General features: G+C 61.2%; 13 protein-coding genes and 1 pseudogene. 13 read left to right on the forward strand and 1 reads right to left on the reverse strand.

The window, feature by feature from the left end; genetic code table 11:
- The 9 genes and pseudogenes from J7394_RS18110 to J7394_RS18150 all read left to right on the forward strand — a co-directional run.
- Positions 1 to 1,097 (forward strand): annotated as a pseudogene (locus tag J7394_RS18110) (chromosome partitioning protein ParB); the annotation flags it as partial.
- 126 nt (positions 1,098 to 1,223) lie between these two features.
- On the forward strand, positions 1,224 to 1,604 hold the full coding sequence (locus J7394_RS18115) for a DUF3768 domain-containing protein (RefSeq protein WP_009804228.1): 381 nt from the start codon (positions 1,224 to 1,226) through the stop codon (positions 1,602 to 1,604).
- Between the two features lie 116 nt (positions 1,605 to 1,720).
- Complete coding sequence (locus tag J7394_RS18120) at positions 1,721 to 2,017, forward strand: hypothetical protein (protein WP_009804229.1); 297 nt, start codon at positions 1,721 to 1,723, stop codon at positions 2,015 to 2,017.
- 80 nt (positions 2,018 to 2,097) lie between these two features.
- A complete protein-coding gene (locus J7394_RS18125; RefSeq protein WP_009804230.1) occupies positions 2,098 to 2,481 on the forward strand; it encodes a DUF6878 family protein in 384 nt (127 codons plus the stop codon).
- Position 2,482: 1 nt separating this feature from the next.
- Positions 2,483 to 2,959 (forward strand): hypothetical protein, encoded by a 477-nt coding sequence (locus tag J7394_RS18130; RefSeq protein WP_037930962.1) that lies wholly within the window; start codon positions 2,483 to 2,485, stop codon positions 2,957 to 2,959.
- A 105-nt stretch (positions 2,960 to 3,064) separates the two neighbouring features.
- Positions 3,065 to 3,694, forward strand: a complete 630-nt coding sequence (locus J7394_RS18135; RefSeq protein WP_037931030.1) for a hypothetical protein — start codon at positions 3,065 to 3,067, stop codon at positions 3,692 to 3,694.
- Between the two features lie 515 nt (positions 3,695 to 4,209).
- Positions 4,210 to 8,607: a strawberry notch-like NTP hydrolase domain-containing protein gene (locus tag J7394_RS18140; RefSeq protein WP_209255192.1), complete on the forward strand. Its 4,398-nt coding sequence runs from the start codon at positions 4,210 to 4,212 to the stop codon at positions 8,605 to 8,607.
- Entirely contained in the window at positions 8,604 to 9,650 is a 1,047-nt protein-coding gene (locus J7394_RS18145; RefSeq protein WP_209255197.1) for a toprim domain-containing protein, read from the forward strand. The genes J7394_RS18140 and J7394_RS18145 overlap by 4 nt, the downstream gene beginning before the upstream one ends.
- Before the next feature lie 298 nt (positions 9,651 to 9,948).
- Positions 9,949 to 10,860 carry a DUF2493 domain-containing protein gene (locus J7394_RS18150; protein ID WP_009804234.1) on the forward strand — a complete coding sequence of 304 codons (912 nt, stop codon included), beginning with the start codon at positions 9,949 to 9,951 and terminating at the stop codon, positions 10,858 to 10,860.
- A gap of 8 nt (positions 10,861 to 10,868) precedes the next feature.
- Here J7394_RS18150 and J7394_RS18155 read toward each other — a convergent pair whose 3' ends face one another.
- Positions 10,869 to 11,162 (reverse strand): DNA-binding transcriptional regulator, encoded by a 294-nt coding sequence (locus J7394_RS18155; RefSeq protein WP_008335665.1) that lies wholly within the window; start codon positions 11,160 to 11,162, stop codon positions 10,869 to 10,871.
- 129 nt (positions 11,163 to 11,291) lie between these two features.
- Between J7394_RS18155 and J7394_RS18160 the strand changes: the two genes are divergently transcribed.
- From J7394_RS18160 to J7394_RS18175, 4 genes are all read left to right on the forward strand, one after another.
- A complete protein-coding gene (locus J7394_RS18160; protein WP_008335662.1) occupies positions 11,292 to 12,455 on the forward strand; it encodes an ATP-binding protein in 1,164 nt (387 codons plus the stop codon).
- A gap of 555 nt (positions 12,456 to 13,010) precedes the next feature.
- Positions 13,011 to 13,349, forward strand: a complete 339-nt coding sequence (locus J7394_RS18165) for a DUF736 family protein (protein ID WP_008335659.1) — start codon at positions 13,011 to 13,013, stop codon at positions 13,347 to 13,349.
- A gap of 209 nt (positions 13,350 to 13,558) precedes the next feature.
- Entirely contained in the window at positions 13,559 to 14,914 is a 1,356-nt protein-coding gene (locus J7394_RS18170; protein WP_009804235.1) for a ParA family protein, read from the forward strand.
- Positions 14,911 to 15,933, forward strand: coding sequence for a ParB N-terminal domain-containing protein (locus tag J7394_RS18175; protein ID WP_037207731.1), 1,023 nt, complete (start codon positions 14,911 to 14,913; stop codon positions 15,931 to 15,933). The genes J7394_RS18170 and J7394_RS18175 overlap by 4 nt, the downstream gene beginning before the upstream one ends.
- The last annotated feature ends 119 nt before the right edge of the window (positions 15,934 to 16,052 follow it).

The raw sequence follows: 16,052 nt of genomic DNA on the forward strand, positions 1-16,052 counted from the left end.
GCCTGCGCGAGATCGAGGCCCTGCAACGCGAACGGCAGCCTTACGCGGACGAAGATCGTGCCATCGCGGGCGTGGTTCTGACCATCGGTCATGACGGCGCGCTGCGTGTCGAGAAAGGCCTCGTGCGGCCAGAAGATATCCCCGCTGCGGTCGTCCCGAGCGAAAATAGTGCTGACGCGGGTGATGCCCCGTCTCCTGTCCGCCCGAACGTGACGCCGCCAACCTCCTCGACACCGGTGCCCACCTCCGACCCGGCCGCGACCTTGCGCAAGGCGAACGGGATTTCGGCGAGCCTCGCCGACGATCTGCGCGCGACGCGTCAGCATATCCTTCGGGCGCATCTGGCGGCGGATTTCGAGGTGGCGTTCGATGCGATGCTCTACGCGCTCTGCGAGCAGGCTCTGGGGCGGTCCTACAACAACGAGGCGCTCGATATCTCGATCCGGCCCTTCCAGGCGCAGAACCGCGAGGTGCTGCATTCGGATACTGTTGCCCAGAAGATGCTCGAGGCGCTGGAGCAGGGCCTCGCCACCGACTGGATTACGCTGGAGAAGCCCGAAAACTTCCGGGCGATGTCGGCGCTGCCCATTGCCGCCAAGCAGGCGCTTTTCGCCTGGGCGACGGGTCTGGCAGTCAAGCCGCAGCTTTCCTCCGACAATCGCCCCTCCCCGATCATCGAGGAGATCGGCGCGCGTCTTGACGTCGATGTGGCGGCCTGCTGGCGCCCGACTGCTCAGAATTACTGGGGTCGGGTCAACAAGGGGCATGCGGTCGCTACCGCGCGCAAGCTCATTGGCGACGATTACGCCGAAGATCGCAATCGCGAGCGTAAGGGCGATATCGCGGCCGCGATGGAGCGGGCCTTCGCGGAAACGGCCGGCGAGACGGAAGGGTTCGACGCCGCAACGGTTGTCAGGACGACGCGCTGGCTGCCCGACGGGATGGTGTTTGCCGGTGCGGCGGAGGCTGTTGCCGACATGGCAGGCGAAGCGCCGGAGACCGAGGAGGGGGATGTGTCCGCCGAAGATTCTCTGAGCGACGCCGAGAGCGATGAACCGTCGTCCTTGCCCGCCTTCCTCAGCGAGGATGCGGCTTGACGAGCCGCACGCTGACCTGATCACGACATGAGCCTTGGGCCGTCCTCACATCGAGGGCGGCCCTTTCCGGCTGACGGGTTACCAACAGCCGATATCGGATCGGCGGGCCCGTCCCGGAGATATCCCATGACCACCACACTTGACCTCGATCCCGTTAAGGAAGCCGCACTCGTCGCTTCGCAGAATGACGCCTTTCGTCGCTCTATCCTTGGCAATATCCTCGTCACCGATGCCCCGCAGGGCCAGTTCGTGATGACCCGTGGCGTTGCAGCGCTTGGGCCCGATGCCCAGCTTGCTCTCACCCGCAGCGTGGCTTCATTTGACGCGTTCAACGCTGACAGCGACCCGCAAGGATGGCACGAGATGGGCGTCATCGACCTCGACGGCACGAAGGTCTGGTTCAAGATCGACCTGTACGACGTCGACTACACCTATGGCTCGCCTGAGCCCTCCGATCCTGATCAGACGCGCCGGGTCCTGACCCTGCTTCTGCCGTCGGAATACTGACGCCCCTTTTTCACCGACATCGCCACGGATCGCCCTTGCACAAAGGGCGGTCCTTTCGGGCTGGCGGGTTCCAAGGGGCGCGATGATCGTGTCCGGCCTGCCGCAGGAGACCAGAGATGGCCAAGACACTCGACTACCAGATCACCCTCTATCCCGCACATCGCGATGGCGCCTTCGTCGTCACCCAGTTCCAGATGCTGGCGAACTACCCCGAAAAGCGCATCGAGGCCGCGGGCATGGATGATCTGATCGACCAAGTGACGCAGTTCGCGATGGAGCACGGCGAGAGCTGCAGCGCCTCGGTGCGCTGCCTCGCTCCGCGCAAACCGCCGGGGTTCAAGCGCGCGACCGAGAATTTGTATTTCAACCTGGTTGACCGGACGGCTGAGAAACGCGGCGACGCTGCGGCCTGAAGCCCCCCAAAGGAAACCTCCGGGGCGCGGCCTGCAAGACGGTCGCCCTCACCCTCCCTCAATTCCAAAGGACCGAAGATATGACACAAGCAAATGATTTCTACGCGCAGATGCTCGAAGCCCAGAGACGGGCAGCCGAACAGCGGGTCGAGACCCGCGCGGCGCTTCTCACCGAACTGCGCGGCCTCGGCGTGACCGGCCTCGACGTGCAATATGAAGGCTATGGCGATTCCGGCAATGTCGAGGAGGTCGTCGTGACGCCTGACACGATTACCCTGACAGAAGAGCTGCGGCGACGGGTCGAAGATTTCGGCTGGGACTTTGCCTATGCGCTGAGCCCTGGCTTCGAAAACAACGAGGGCGGCTATGGCGAATTGACCTGGGCGCTCGAGACGGACAAGATCGATGTCAGCCACTCGAACCGCTTCATCGAGACCGACACCACAGAACATGAGGGGCTCTGACATGGCACATCCTCTCCACCACGCCGAAAGCTCGGCCCGTAGATTTGGCGGTGTTCCAGATGATTACCAACATGTGCATGACTGGTTTGACTCATCTAAAGAGCACCTAGGTCTCTTTGTTCACAGAGCCCAAAAACATCATACGGTCGGGATTTATGATGCCGAGCGGGTGTTCGGTCGCAGCCTGATCAACAGCGCGGGCCGGGTCGTTCCGATCCGCTGGATCGGCGAGCAGCATGTGCGCGAAGACTGCCAGGGGCGTATCCCGTCACTGGCTGACTGGCTCGGACGCATACAACCCGAACCGTGGATGGCCAATGGCCGGATCGACAACGACCCGACGCAGATCGGCAGCGATCCGCGTGCGGCCTGGGTCCAGGCGGTTGCGGGTCACCAGACCATTCTTGGCTTTGAGGATTGGCTTCTCAAGGTCTCTGTCGAGCACGTCCAGCATCGCCAGAATCGCGCCGCCGCCTGATCCGCCGGGCGGCAAACTCACCAACCATCTGATCCCATCCAGATCGACCCGCCTGCGCCACAACCGGCTTGGCGGGTCGATTGCGTTTCGAGAAAGGACATGGACATGCAAGATCCCGTCTACGAGGAGGTCCACCAGGGCCACACGATCAAGATCTACCACGACCCCGACGCTGAGGACCCACGAGAGTGGTGCAACCTCGGTACGCTGATCTGCTGGCACCGCCGCTATCGGCTGGGTGACAGCCATCAGTACGACAGCCCTGAGGCGTTCCTGCGCGATCTTGCGGGCGTCTCGGATCAGAGCGATCTCTCGATGGATCGTCTGCGGGACCGCGCCGAGCGGAAGGCAATCATTCTGCCTGTGTTTCTCTATGACCATTCCGGTCTCGCGATGAACACCGTCGGGTTCCACTGCCCGTGGGATTCTGGGCAGGTCGGTTACGTCTACGTGACGCTCGAAGCGGTCCGAAAGGAATTCGGTGTAAAACGCGTGACCAAGGCCCTGCGCGAACAGGCTGTAGACATCTTACGTGGTGAGACCGCCGACTACGATTCTTACCTTGGTGGGCGTGTCTATGGTTACATCGTCGAACAGGGTGGCGAGGAGATCGACGCTTGCTGGGGGTTTGTTGGCGCCTATGAGACGCATTGTTTGCCGGAGGCGCGGAATGCCGTTCCTCGGTCCGATCCCCATGCGCCACCCGCGACCGGTGCATTGACCGCATATCCATAGAATAACTCGCCGCCACACACCGGAACTATGGGCAGCACCCGATCGCGGACATGCATTGCTGCATTGCAGAAAAGTCATAGCCCGCCCATTGTGCGACTGCAGCATTGCTCCTATGTTCGCTCTTGTGATCGGTTCTCTCCTCCTCCCTGAGCCGATCCGGAATAATCGGCGGCATCCACCTCCTCCCGGATGTCGCCTTTTTATTTGCAGATCCCCATTCTGAGCTCTTGCGATTTCTCCTCGTTGACCATTCGGTCCCCGAGCTTGCTGTGTGTCGGGTCCGTTTCGCTGGAGGTGCCCAAAATGCAGGCACGGCCGTGTCCCAGCAGCCTGGCATGGGTTTGCGCGACAACGCCCACAGCGTCATCCCCAGATTTTGTGGATAAGTTTTCGCTGCCAAGACTTCAGTTTTCGAGGCCATGAAAGAGTGAGAGACAGGGCGGGAGGGGTGACCCCTCCCGGGTGAGAGAGTGCACGCGGGGCTCGGGGCCAACCCTCAACCCCGGAGATTGCCGATGAACGCTCACCCCCATTCCGTCCAACTTGCAACCGAGCCCGAAGCCCCTGCCCTGCCGGATGCCCCACGCTTCGCCCAAAACCTGATGCAGGCTGCGAAAATCCTCGTCCCCGTTTTCGAGGCAGGCAGGTCCATCGACGCCGCCGCACTTCGCGCCGCGATGGAAGATGCTTGCGGTGCCAGTGACACAAGTGGTGCCTGGGTCTGGAAAGACGCCTATGAGGCGGCCGAGGTCGCCCAAATCCTTATACTCTCGCGCTACGGCGCGCTGATGCAGCGTCAGGCACTGTCGCCGCAGGCCTTCCTCACCATGATCGAACGTTTCACGGCTCTGGCCCCGTCTCACACGCGCCGCTCCGAAGACAGTATCCGTCTGCAACAGTTTTCCACGCCTTTGCCCCTCGCGGCCATCGTCGCGCAGGCCGCCGGGTTTCGGGACGACGACCTGATGCTCGAGCCGTCGACGGGCACGGGCATGCTGGCCATCTTTGCAAAGATCGCTGGTGCACGGTTGGCGCTGAATGAACTTGCCGACACGCGCCGCGCCCTACTGGGGCAGTTGTTCCCCGATGCCGCCGTATCTGACCACGATGCTGCCTCGATCGACGATCGTCTTGATCGCTCGATCACGCCCTCGGTCGTGGTGATGAACCCGCCGTTTTCCGCTGCCAACCATGTCGAGGGCCGGTTTAGGCAAGCGACCAGTCAGCATGTGCTTTCCGCCCTGGCACGCCTCGCGCCTGGTGGGCGGCTTGTCGTCATCACCGGCGAAAGCTTCCGTCCCTCTTTGAAATCCTTCCAGTCGACATTTCAGCGGATCGGCCAGAGCGCCGATGTCGTGTTTTCGGCCCCCATCGACGGCAAGGTCTTCGCACGGCATGGCACCACGATCGACACGCGGTTGACGGTAATCGATAAGCGCGCGGCTGGTGCTGAAGAGACCGCACCTGTCGAAATCGAGGCCGTCTATCATCCCATCTGCGCAACCACGGGCGATCTTCTCTCCGCAGTGCTCACCCATTGTCCCGCGCGCCGCAACCCCCCGCCCTGCCCTACCAGCGCGGCATTGTCTGTGCCGAACCGCCAGTCCCGCACCAACCTGTACGCTCTGCGCAACGCAGCACGCAAAGAAACCCGTGCGCTCGCCGAGGAACGCGCGAAGCATCCGTTCGACGACATCGAGACGGCCCCGCTCGACTACTTGCCAAAAGCCTGGAGCGAACCCTATGGCACGTTGCAGGACACGGTTTACGAGACCTATAATCTTCAGGCGATGCGGATCGGCGGCGCAGCGGAGCACCCGACAGCACTTGTCCAATCCGCAGCCATGGCGTCTGTCCCGCCGCCCGTGCCGACCTATCGCCCAGTCTTGCCGAAGTCCCTTGTCGCTGACGGCCTCCTCTCCGCTCCGCAGCTCGAAAGCGTGATCTACGCGGGCAATGCACACGAGGCGCACCTGAAAGGCTGGTTCAAGCGCGGGGAGATCGAGGGTCAGCTTATGGCCGCGGCGGAGGGTGACGAAGGTGCCTTCCGTCTGCGCAAGGGCTGGTTCCTGGGCGATGGCACCGGCTGCGGCAAGGGGCGGCAGGTGGCGGGCATCATTCTCGACAACTGGCTCAAAGGGCGCCGCCGGGCCGTTTGGGTCTCGAAGAGCGACAAGCTCATCGAAGATGCGCGGCGCGACTGGATGGCCCTCGGGGGGCGTGAAAGCGATATCGTGCCGCTCTCGAAATTCCGCCAAGGGAGCGACATCCGCCTGCCCGAAGGCATCCTCTTCGTCACCTACGCCACGCTGCGCTCCGCCGAGCGGGAAGGCAAAGCCTCCCGTCTCGACCAGGTGACGTCCTGGCTCGGCGCAGGGTTCGACGGGGTCATCGCTTTTGATGAAAGCCACGCCATGGCCAATGCTGCTGGCGAAAAGTCCGACCGCGGCGACAAGAAGGCCTCACAGCAGGGCCTCGCTGGCCTCGCACTGCAAAACGCTGTGCCTGATGCACGCGTCCTCTATGTCTCGGCCACCGGGGCCACGGTCGTCGGCAATCTCGCCTATGCCTCCCGCCTCGGGCTCTGGGGCACTGGCGATTTCCCCTTCGTGACACGTGCAGAGTTTGTCGCCGCGATGGAGGCCGGGGGTATTGCCGCCATGGAGATGATCTCGCGCGACCTGAAGGCGCTCGGGCTATATCTGGCACGCTCGCTCTCCTACGCCGGGGTCGAATACGAGATGCTGGTGCACGACCTGACGCCCCCTCAGATCGCGATCTACGACAGCTATGCCGATGCCTACCAGATCATCCACACCAATCTTGAGGCCGCGCTTCAGGCGTCTGGCATCTCCTCCGAGACCGGCACGCTGAACGCCCAGGCAAAATCCGCCGCGCGTTCGGCCTTCGAGAGCAACAAACAGCGCTTCTTCAACCATCTCATCACCGCCATGAAATGCCCCTCGCTTATCCGCGCGATCGAGGCGGATCTGGCGGCGGGGCATTCTGCAGTGATTCAGGTCGTCTCGACCAGCGAAGCGGTGATGGAACGCCGTCTCGAGGAGATTCCGGCCTCGGACTGGGACGATCTGCAGGTCGATTTTACACCGCGTGAAAACATCATGGACTACCTGATGCACAGCTTCCCGACGCAGCTTTTCGAGCCCTACACCGACGAGAACGGCGATCTGCGGTCGCGCCCCGCCCTCGATGCTGACGGCAATCCCATCATCTGCCGCGAAGCGGAGCGGCGGCGGGACGATCTGATCGAGCACTTGGGTGCCCTCGCCCCGGTGCAGGGCGCGCTCGACCAGATCCTCTGGCATTTTGGCGGCGATGCGGTGGCCGAGGTCACGGGGCGCAAGCGGCGCATCGTGAAAACGCGCGAAGGGCGGCTCAAGGTCGAGAACCGCCCCGCCTCCTCCAACCTCGGCGAGACTCAGGCCTTTATGGATGACGCCAAACGCATCCTGATCTTCTCAGATGCAGGTGGCACCGGGCGCAGCTATCACGCCGACCTTGGGGCAAAGAACCAGCGCCTCCGGGTGCATTACCTGCTCGAGCCCGGTTGGAAGGCCGACAATGCCATCCAGGGGCTCGGGCGCACCAATCGCACCAATCAGGTGCAGCCGCCGCTGTTCCGGCCGGTGGCCACCAATGTGAAAGGCGAGAAGCGGTTCCTCTCCACCATCGCGCGCCGCCTCGACACGCTCGGGGCGATCACCAAGGGGCAACGCGAGACCGGCGGTCAGAACATGTTTCGCGCCGAGGACAACCTCGAAAGCCCTTACGCACGCGCGGCGCGGCGCCAGTTCTTCTACAAGCTGCGCGCGGGCAAGATTGACGCCTGCTCCTACGCCAAATTCCAGGAGATGACCGGGCTGACGCTCGATGACGCGGACGGCACGATGAAGGAAACCCTGCCGCCGATCCAGCAGTTCCTGAACCGCTGCCTTGCTCTGAGGATTGACGTGCAAGACGCAATTTTCGAGGCCTTCGGCGGGTTCCTCTCGGCGATCATCGAAGACGCGCGGCAGGCGGGCACGCTGGATGTCGGCCTCGAGACCCTGCGCGCGGAGAAGTTCGAGATCGTCGATCGCAAGGTCATCTTCGAGCATGAGGCGACGGGGGCGACGGCCACTGCGCTGACCGTGGAGCGCACAGACCGCAACGATCCTCTCGCCCTGCCCCGGGTCAAATCGATCTGCGCAAACACAGAGGGCGCGACGCTCTGCTGGAACACGACCTCCAAACGCGCGGCGCTGATGGTGAAGGCGCCCGCCTTCATGGACGAAGACGGTGTGCCGATCCTGCGGGTGAAACTGCTGCGGCCCATGGGAACCGAGATCCTCGCGGCCAGCGAATTTTCGACCTCGCATTGGGAGGAGATTGATGACTCGATGTTCGAACATCTCTGGCAGACCGAAGTCGCCGCCGTGCCGGAGTTCACCACCTCGAAGATCACGCTGATCTGCGGGCTGCTCCTGCCGATCTGGGATCGGCTGCCCGCTGACAACATGCGCATCTATCGCCTGCAGACCGAGGATGGGGAACGCGCCATCGGCCGTCTGGTCAGCCAGGATCAGCTTCTCAATGTCTACGCGCGCCTCGGTCTCGATTGTCAGATCGAGATGGCACCGCAGGAGGTGTTCGGCGCGGTGATGGACGCAAAGACGACCCTCAGCTTGCTCGGCGGTTACCAGTTGCGCCGGTCGCTCGTGATGGGGCAGCCGAGATGTGAGCTGATCGGCGCGTCCGGTGCGGCCCTGCCCGGTTTGAAGGCTTTGGGCTGCTTCACCGAGGTGATCCAGTGGAAGACGCGGGTGTTCATCCCGGTGGACGGCATTGACGTGCTGGCGCGCGTGCTCGGCGAGCATCCGGTTGGCGCAAACGCTGCGAATGCCGCCGCATGAACGCGCGGCGCAGCATCGCAGACCTCTCGGCCGATCTGGCAGATCGGGCCGAGAGCTTCTGCCGCCAGTATTTCCCCGAGGGGCGCAAGCAGGGCAACTATTGGCAGGTTGGCGATACCTCGGGGGCCAAAGGTCAAAGCCTCGCCATCCGGCTGCAAGCTCAAGGTGGCCGCAAGGCTGGGTCCTGGACTGACTTTGCGACCGGTGAGTATGGCGACCTGATCGACCTGCTGCAGGAACGGCTCGGGTCGGTCACGCTCAAAGAGACGCTGAGGGAGGCCCGGTCCTTTCTCGGTGAGGCCCCCTGCCCTGCCGTTCCGAATGCCACTCGAAACCCTGAGCCCCCGAATTCTGCCTCCAGCAAACGCATTGCGCGGGCGCGGAAACTCTTCGCCGCAGGCAAGCCGGTGCTTGGCACTCTGGCCGCCACCTATCTGCAAGGGCGCGGGATCACACGGCTGGGCCCGGCCCTCCATTATCACCCGCGGGTCTTCCTGCGGCAAGGTGAGGACGATCCCGATCCGCCGCAAAGGGCCCCTGCCCTGCTCGCAAAGATCACCGACAATCGCGGCCAGGTCACCGGATGCGCGCGCATCTACCTCGACCCGTCCACCGGCGGTTTGGCCGAAATCGAGAGCCCGAAACGGATCTTGGGGCAGCTGCACGGCCATGCCATCCGTTTCTGGTCCGGTACGGGCCGCTCCGACCTCATCGTCGGCGAAGGTCTCGAGAATACCCTTTCGGTCGGAACGGCCCTCCCTGAGTTCGACCTCGCCTCCTGTCTCACCGCCACCCATCTCGGGCTCTTCATCCCGCCGCCGGGCATTCAGCGCATCTGGATCGCGCGGGACAATGACGAAGCGGGACGAACCGCATCACTGAGACTGCGTAACCAACTGGAATCGCTTGGTATTGCCTGTGGTGGTCTCGTGCCAAACATGGGCGATTTCAACGACGATCTGCGGGCATTTGGCAAAGATGCGCTGCGCCGGTCGTTGCTTGAGGCCATGAAAGTACAAGGTCTGGAGATCGAGGACGGGTGAGCGCCAGCCCCATAAGTGACGTCCGACAGGGCAAAGGTTCCGCGGGTTCGATCTGAACCCGTTTGGAAAAGAGGAGCGATGGACCGGCGGGTCGGAGCAGAGTGCTCCTCGCCCGGACAGCAATGCGCCCCGCACCAGAAAATTCCCCTGAGCCTTCGGCTCATTCCTCGCGGGAGCAATTTTCCGGCCCTGGGCGCATTCTCCGCTGCGCTCCGATCCTGACGGATGCGGCCCGGTCGCCGCCGGTCCTGTTATCGCCCCATCCAAATCGGGTCAGATCAATCAGAGGAACCAGACAATGCCCCATCAGACAGACATCCCCGAGGAAACCGGCGTAACCTCCGCCATCCTCGACCACCTCGCACTTCATGGCGCAACACCAGGACCCGGCGAGACCGATCATCGCCCCCTGCCCCAGCCTGACGAGGTCGAGCTCGCCATGGCGACACTTTTCGACACCACTATCGGCCTCCTCACCGGCAGCCAGTTGGAAGACAATCTCGAAGAGATGCTCTGGTCCCTCACCTCGATCTTCCATCGCCGGCTTGCCCATATCCAGAAGCTTCTCGACGATAACGAATTCGAGGTCCGGGAAAGTTTGGCCATCCAGGACGGTTCCGAGGTCGCTTCGGTTGAACTGGAACGCCTCCAGTTGATCGGGCTTAAGCTCTGGGACCATCGCGACGCTTTCGAGCAGATGCGCGATCTGGCCGTGGACCACTTCTCGGCCGCCACCGGTTCACCCTGGCTGCCCCGCACCGGATCCAAGGTCTCGCATCGCGGTCTCACCTCCGCCGTGGTGGACAGCCGGGCCTATCTCTCGGCCAAGCGGCGCAAGGAGACCGAGGTTCACTGCCCCGAAGGCACGCGGATCGCCTTCTCGGGCGGGGACTATCACGCCTACGACCTGATCTGGTCCGTCCTCGATGCCACCCATGCGAAATACCCAGACATGATTCTTTTACACGGCGGCACACCAAAAGGTGCCGAGATGATCGCTGCCCGCTGGGCAGATACCCGTGGTGTCACGCAGGTGGCGTTCAAACCCGACTGGAAGAGCCATGGCAAGGCTGCCCCCTTCAAGCGCAACGACAAGATGCTCGAAACCATGCCACAGGGTCTGATTGCCACGCCCGGTTCGGGCATCACCGAGAACATCGTCGACAAGGCCCGCAAGCTCGGAATCCGCATCAAGAGGATCGGGGCTTAGGCCCCGGTTCACGCCCCGCGCAAGAGGTCCTGTACGACGGAAGGCTTCTTGGCGATCAATGCCAGCAGAACCTGTGCTGGGCCTGTCGGGTGCCGGCGCCCGTGTTCCCAGTTCAGGAGCGTACCTTTCGCGACGCCAATGCTCTTGGCGAACTCGGCCTGGGACAGGCCCGTCCGTTGCCGGACTTCGGCGACATCGACCTCCGCCACGGACACTTCATGCACTTTGGCGTCGGCCAAATCGCCATTCGCGAAGGCCAGAGCCTCTTCGAGGCCCTTGGATACAGATTTGAATGCACTCATTTTGCGTCGATGCTCCTTGGCCACGGCTGTTTTGCTGGGGCAGTAAGATACTTCGGCTTGAGCAACTAGCTATGGCCGTAGGTAAGATTAACCTTGCAAATCTTCCGTATCGTGGAGTAATTGCAAGGTATGTACAAACGCAAGACCCAACAATTCGTTCAGTCTTCCTTGGAGAGCCAAGCGGCTGTGGTCCTTCTCGGCCCCCGACAGGTCGGAAAGACAACACTTGCACTCGACATCGCATCAGAGCGCCCATCTGTCTATCTCGACCTTGAGCGTGAGGCGGACAGGCAAATCCTGACTGAACCAGATCTCTATCTGGACGAACAGGCGGGCAAACTCGTCATCCTCGACGAGGTGCAGCAGATGCCTGACCTCTTCAGAACCTTGCGCGGCCAGATCGATCAGCGTCGGCGGGCCGGGTTTCGGACGGGACAGTTCCTGCTATTGGGATCGGCTTCCAATATCCTCTTGCACCAAACGGCGGAATCCCTCGCCGGTCGTGTTCGATATGTTGAAATGCCCCCCTTGCAGCCTGACGAGGTGGGGGCCGATCAGTTGAACTTGCTCTGGCTGCGCGGCGGCTTTCCCGACAGCTTTCAGGCCGCGAGCGATCGGGCAAGTATGGACTGGCGTCTGGATTTCCTGCGCACCTATCTGGAGCGAGACATCCCTGCCCTCGGACCTCGGATTCCGGCAGCGACCTTGCGGCGGTTCTGGACGATGCTTGCGCATGTCCAGGGCGGCCTTCTGAACGCCGCGGCCCTTGCCGAGGGATTGGGCGTGTCCGGCCAGACCGTTGGGCGCTACCTCGATCTGCTCGTCGATCTCATGCTGGTGAGACGCCTGCAGCCCTGGCACGAGAATGTCGGCAAGCGTCTGGTGAAATCGCCAAAGGTCTATGTGAGAGACAGCGGCATCGTGCATGCGCTGTTGGGCATCGGCACGACAGAAGGCTTGCTCGGGCACCCGGTCGTCGGTGGCAGTTGGGAGGGGTTCTGTATCGAGGCGCTTCTTGCTGCCGCCCCTTTAGGCACCGAACCTTTCTTCTATCGCACTTCGGCCGGTGCTGAACTCGACTTGGTTTTGCGTTTGCCAAGCGGCGACATCTGGGCTGTTGAGATCAAACGGACGACTGCACCAAAGGTTTCGAGAGGATTTCACACAGGGGCCGAGGACATTGGAGCCAACCGAAAGCTCCTGGTCTATGCCGGTGAGCATGAGGTCCCCGTCGCGAAGGACATTCGAGCGTTACCACTGGCACATGCAATCGAGTTGTTGAGCGCGCTATGACCTCGTTTTTATCTCTGGCTCAGGACACTTCCATTGGTCTGAGGATAACAGCGACACGCGAAGAATCTCAGAGCCAGGTCTGGCCATTAGTCGGGCACCAGAGCGGATGAGTGTCTGGCAACTCGATGGTATCTGGACGCCTGCATCTCCGAATGCGAACGCAAACGCCCCTGTGATGCCACGGAAGGATGGGCGAATGCTCTGCCGTTGCCATCGATTTGTGATCTGACGGCTTTGGTCTTCGAAGAGTCTTGAAGTTTGGATGGACGAGAAGACAATCCCTACTCCTTGCGGCATCTCTCTCGTCTGTTCCCCTACTTTCCTTCATGGCCACCGCACTTCTCCCTTTGTCTGAGTTGCATGACATGCTGGTCGCAGCTGTCGTCCCGTCCACAAAGGTTGTCGCCGATCTTTTTCCCCTGACCCTGCGGGTCATTCCGCGCGGACCAAAAAGACCGGCGCCTGCCCCTCTCCGCTGCGCTCCGCCTTCGGTGTGGCCGGGCCTTGGCCAGCTGCAAGGTGACCATCATTGCAACGCAAACAAGGAGAAGAGCAATGACCACGAACTGCATCAAATTCACCAGCGCCGACATCGAAACCGCCAAGGGCGTCGGCTCCATCTCGACCCTGACCTTCGACCTCGACATCACGGTCGAACCCGTCGCGAGCTCGAACCCGATGGCCCCCACGCACCGCGTCCTCGGCCGCTCCCCGCGCGGCAAGTTGGTCGAGTGCGGCGGCATCTGGAAGAAGCAGAACAAGGAGACCGGCGCTGACTACTACACGCTGACCATCCGCGACCACGGCTTCAACGCCAACCTCGGCAAGGCCGCGAACCAGGACGATCTGTCCCTGCAGGCCGTCATCCCCTGGGGTCCCAAAGACGCCGCGTGACGGCTAAGGCCGGTCGGTTCTCCACCGACCGGCCCATCAAGACTCCAATCTTGAACGCGTTCAAGATTGGAGTTTTAGGGGTGGTGGAGCTTCTAAATAAGCGCCTGAAACTCATAGGCGCGTGGTATCTTTATTTTTCCTCCAAAACCGTGCTACCATAGAAGCAGAATCGAGTCGAACTCGGACCCAACCGAAGTCAGGGCTTAGGAATGAGCGGTAGTCTAGAACAGTTTTTGACGGACCTGTCACGTGGGCTTGAGCGCACGATGGTGGCAGTGAACAAGGAACTCACCTTGCGTCAGCGCATCAAGCGCACGTGGTCAATGCGCCAGTGCGCAAGGTTTATGAACGTCAGTATTCAGTATCTAACCAAGTTCGCCAATTCGAGCGACGACTTTCCCGCGGGCGAATATGTTGGAAGAGAGCGTGTTTTCACGCTTTCCGAATTGATGCACATGCGGGCCCTTCTGGCGGCCTCGGCAAAGCGGCCCTACGACTACCTAGCCTGGCGCAAACCCGACGCCCCCTTACCCGTCATCTCGTTTGCCAGCCAGAAAGGGGGCACGGCTAAGAGCCTGAGCGCCGCGCATTTTGCGCAGTATCTCAGCTTGCATTACGGCATGCGCGTTGGTGTCATGGATGCAGACCCGCAAAGCACGATAACGCTCTACTTTGTCGGGGGTGAAGGTCTTCCCCAGATGCCCGACGAAAACACCGCCTCCATGGTGGACTTTGCCGGCCTCTTCCAGTCGGAAGATGCGCCATACACTGATCACGATGCGCAGACGCTCGACAGCTTCTTTCTAAAGACCTCCTGGCCGGGGCTGCGTCTGCTGCCGGCACATGGCGAAACGTCTGAGGGAGAGATCCAGATTGCGCGCCTTGTGCGAGAGGCCCCCGCCGGAAAGAGCTTCTATCGCTACCTGCGCGATGCCCTTGATCGCTGGAAAGCGGGCCACCCGCCAAAAACGCTGCCCAACGAATTGGTAGTCGAGGGCAAGGTCGATCAGCAGCGACTGAACGCTGCGCTGACCGAGACCCTCGATGTCATCATCATCGACTATCAGCCTGCGTTGACACTTTTCCAGCTGAATAACGTGATTGCGTCGACTTCGCTGGTCATCCCGCAAACCATGAAGGGGTTTGACATCGCAACGCTGTCGACCTTTGTGACCGGCCTGCTGGGGATGCTTCAGCATATTCTGGCCCATGAACGGATCGAAATAGGAACTGGTGCCAACATGCTGTTGCCGACGATCGTCCAACGATCCAATGCGCAGGATCTAAACCACATCGGAAACCTGCTGGAACACTGCCCCACGGAAATTCTGCCGGTGTTTTATCTGCGTTCCGACGCAATCTCGAATGCGTCGGACGTCTATCAATCCGTATACGAATATGAGCCGGACACGCCGGGAAAACGCAAGGGGATCAACCGGTTCATCACGAATGCCGATGCGGTTAACGACGCCATAGTATCGCGACTCTGGCCGGGCTTCGAACGCGGTTATGCCAATACATGGATGGACGAGTTCTATGAAGATGACGGCGAGGGTGAAGCATGAAACGCAGTATTCCAAGGTCGCTGGTCAGCAAGGCTACTAGTCCCGACACATCCAAGGAGCGCACGCCCGGTCCCGAAGGCCGGGCAGAAACGGGCGACGCTGTTTCTACTCCTTTCAAGGGGGCCGGCAGTGCTTGGAAATCAGGGGCGCTTGCGCAATCGCAAGCCGCTGTGGAGCGAAGCAGAGCTGAGCTTTGTTCGGATATCTTAAACGGCCGCCACGAAATAAGCCTGTCGCCAGACCAGATATCAGATCCGATGGGGACAGACCGCCGTCAAGACTGGATGTCCCAGGAAGCATTCAGGTCTCTGGTAAACAGCATTGCCTCGAACGGGCAGGACACACCCATTCTGGTGTGGCCCGAGGATCCGGATTGGGAGCCGGATCCGTTGGAGCCGTCGAACGTCACTGGTGTTCCATTTGTCATGCTTACAGGACGCCGCCGACTGGCGGCCGCGTCGGAGTTGGGTTTACCTCTTCGTGCAATCCTCGCTTCGCCGGAAGCGCGAAACGCCGAGAACAGCAAGTTTGAGATGTTGTTTCTGCGGTTCCGCGAGAATGAGGAGCGCGAGAATCTTAGCCCATTTGAGCGTTTGGTTTCGATTGGTGAAATGTATGAAACGTTGGCTTCTGGGGCAGACAAGCTGACAGCTGTGGCCTTCGCAAAGAAAATTGGCGTGCATGAGAGCCTAGTCTCACGAGCGAGGTCTGTTTTCGCTGCGCAGGATCAGATCTTGAACGCGTTCAAGAATGTCTACGACATGAGCTTTCGTGATTTGCAGGGAGCCTTAGCGAGCTTGGAGAGGGTGAACAAACCCAAGCTCAAACCGAAGGCAAAGCCCAGAAAGCTCACGGTCAAACGCAAGGTGGGCAACCGAAATCTTTCGGCGACTTCAGTCGATGGAAACCTATCCATCAAGGTTGCAGGTGTGCCGATAGACCAAGAGCGTCTCGAGAAGCTCGGAGATTTAGTCGCCGACTACTTGAGCGCCGAAGGTTCGGGGAAGGAAACCGACTGACGACAATGTCAGCGACATATCCTCCAGAACGACGAGGCAAGGAGCAAAAAGGAACGACAATCGAAATAAAGGCAAAAGAAAAGCCCCCAAGCGGTGTGGCCTGAGAGCTGATCTTAATG

The organism is Ruegeria sp. R13_0, from assembly GCF_017743995.1.
GTDB lineage: Bacteria > Pseudomonadota > Alphaproteobacteria > Rhodobacterales > Rhodobacteraceae > Ruegeria.